This is a genomic window from Nitrosomonas mobilis (assembly GCF_900103035.1).
Classification (GTDB): Bacteria; Pseudomonadota; Gammaproteobacteria; order Burkholderiales; family Nitrosomonadaceae; genus Nitrosomonas; species Nitrosomonas mobilis.
In genome coordinates, this window is sequence record NZ_FMWO01000112.1 from 1 (window position 1) to 2420 (window position 2420).

Sequence of the window (2420 nt, forward strand, 5' to 3'; positions counted from 1 at the left end):
TGGCGCCATCGGTTCCTGACTTTGCCGGCGGCTACTAAAGCCAACCACTTGCAAGGAATCATTGAGGCGGATGAGACCTTTTTTCCCTCTTCCTGCAAAGGTCAACGCCACCTGAATCGTCCACCGCGTAAACGCGGCAAGCAAATCCATGTACGTGGAACAGGCAAAGACCAGGTGCCGGTGTTGGTAGTACGCGACCGCTCTGGTGCAACAGCAGATTTCATGTTGAATGCGCTTGATAAAAAGACAATTGAGCCGCCTTTGCGGGCTATCCTGGCAAAAGATGCCATTTTCTGTAGTGATGGCGCTGCCGTCTACCGGTCTGTGGCTCATAGCCTCGGAATTACCCATCGCCCCGTCAATCTCTCTGCTGGAATTCGAGTCATTGCTGGTGTTTACCATATCCAGAATGTTAATGCCTACGACAGCAGACTTAAACAGTGGATGAAAAGATTTCATGGGGTCGCAACCAAATACCTGGAAAATTACCTGGGCTGGCGTAGATGGCTGGAACGTTGGGGTGGGCACAACTCGCCAATCATTGGTCTCCAGGCCGCTCTCGGACGAGAAAATCAGTTTCAACTATTAATGCAGACATAGCCTTGATTAAACAGATAAATGCCGTGAAACTTTAGAGTCTTTTTTATTAGCACCCTACTTTTGCAGAGTACGAAGCATCTCCTCGAACAAAGGCCGATCTCGTAAAGTCATGAATCCCTCCTTAAAGATAACCGCCGAAAATTTCGCGGCACCCTCGCCCAGAGCCATTTCCTTAAGGACCAATGAAAACCTGCTTCCATCAAACAATTCCGTATTGTCCATATATGGCAAATCAAAAAAAGATACCTCAAACACCATTCGCCTGCCTTGCTTCATGCTTGTCAGAACGCCGTCCTGATTGAAAAACTCTTCATAAGGCGTAATCTCAACAGTCGCACTGGTATCGCCCAGCTCAATAAGCTCAATGTCAATGGAGGGAGACCCCTGGGCCTGCTGGGCAACATCAGTCAAGCCCGCCTCAGCTGGCTTTATCTCACTGCATGGCACATGGTCGGTAATGTCAATTAAGGATACAGCTTTACCATCCTGAATCTCTTTGCGCCCCGTGACATCATATAACCGCACACAGCGAAGAGACATATCTTGAGTGTCTAAGGATAGCTCCCTTGTCAGGCCTATTGATGAGAGTGCAGCGGTCTGTTTTGAGGCAACCCTTGCAGCAACTTTCTTTACCTCGTTCTGCAAAGCCAGAAAGGTTTCTTTTTCAGTCGAATGTGTGGTATTCCGGATGGCGCGGTCTAGACGACCGTTGAGATCCTCGAACAGAGGCTTCGCGTTGAGGTACTCTTGGAAGTTCAGACTTAGGAGATCAAGAAACATAATGCGCTTCCTGAAAGATATTTCCGAATCGAGCTCATCATCGGTAAACGCCCCAAGATATTTAGTCAAGAGAGTATCAAACATTCTTTCTCGTATGGACGTATCGGATTTCTCTCGCTCGGTCATGATCTGCATATAGAGTTGCGTTTTTCGACTCTGCTCGCTGTAATTGCTAAGGACAATTGGCACGCTGCCTTAAACCGGCAGCGAATCATCCTTGGAGAAAAATATCTATCGGAAAATCCGCTTGCGATGGGCGGAATGTTACGACGTAATAAATGAGAAGCCCAGTTTTTAGCTTAGACCTCTAATAGAAGTGTGTTCGCCTACTCATTAACTTTAATAATGCACCCCTTCCAACCCAATTGACTACTCATGTTGACCGCATTGGTGAATATATCTGAACCATTCCCGCGCACTGTCTTTCTCCCTTCATAACAACAAGGCAACTGATACGCACGGAAGCCGAGGAAGGTGGCACAGCATCATTCGTGCAGGATGGATCACTTTTGTTTTTCCTGCTGTCGAGAATAATCTCAGAACGAAGCTGCGCGTTGGGCACGAGCACGCCATGGAAACGAATGAGGCTGAGCCTTGGCCTGAGAACTGCCGCGGCCAGCCGCTCATTGGCAATTGCCGGTCGCGTAATGTAACGTCACAGGTGCTTCCGTTCCTTGCGCTGATTCATGGCGCAACGCACCCAGAGGCATGCAGGCTAAAGCCGTGGGCGTGGGCGCAGCTTGTTGTATAACGCAGGCGTAAGAACCCATGGGCCAGAAGCCACATTCAAGCAATGCCTCAAATTCGTCTTTAACAAAGTCGGGCAACCCTGAACCGGCTTTCCGTCTCAACCTGTGCAAAGAAAGTTCCGATGTACTCTTGCACCAACCGATACAAGGTGGTTTCTTCCGGTCGGTGCCATTCATTGTGGGGCTGATTTTCAACCACTGCGTGTTGAGCTGGTTGGCACAGGTTCTTTTGATGGAATTGGGCGCGGGGTATGGCCGTCGACATGATCCTGTACAGCGAGTGGTGGCGGA

The 2420-nt window shown here is 49.2% G+C and carries 4 protein-coding genes; 3 read left to right on the forward strand and 1 reads right to left on the reverse strand.

What is annotated here, in order from left to right:
* The coding region (locus NSMM_RS14910) for an IS1595 family transposase (protein ID WP_143001862.1) at positions 1–600 on the forward strand (600 nt) is incomplete at its 5' end.
* A 54-nt stretch (positions 601–654) separates the two neighbouring features.
* Here the strand turns inward: NSMM_RS14910 and NSMM_RS14915 are convergent.
* Positions 655–1506 carry a hypothetical protein gene (locus tag NSMM_RS14915; protein ID WP_218121155.1) on the reverse strand — a complete coding sequence of 284 codons (852 nt, stop codon included), beginning with the start codon at positions 1504–1506 and terminating at the stop codon, positions 655–657.
* A gap of 445 nt (positions 1507–1951) precedes the next feature.
* On the opposite strand from NSMM_RS14915, the gene NSMM_RS15410 reads away from it, so the two are divergent.
* Both NSMM_RS15410 and NSMM_RS16250 read left to right on the forward strand, forming a co-directional pair.
* A complete protein-coding gene (locus tag NSMM_RS15410) occupies positions 1952–2131 on the forward strand; it encodes a hypothetical protein (RefSeq protein ID WP_143001910.1) in 180 nt (59 codons plus the stop codon).
* 17 nt (positions 2132–2148) lie between these two features.
* Positions 2149–2420, forward strand: a 272-nt coding sequence (locus NSMM_RS16250; protein ID WP_218121156.1) for a hypothetical protein, incomplete at its 3' end; no start/stop codon positions are given.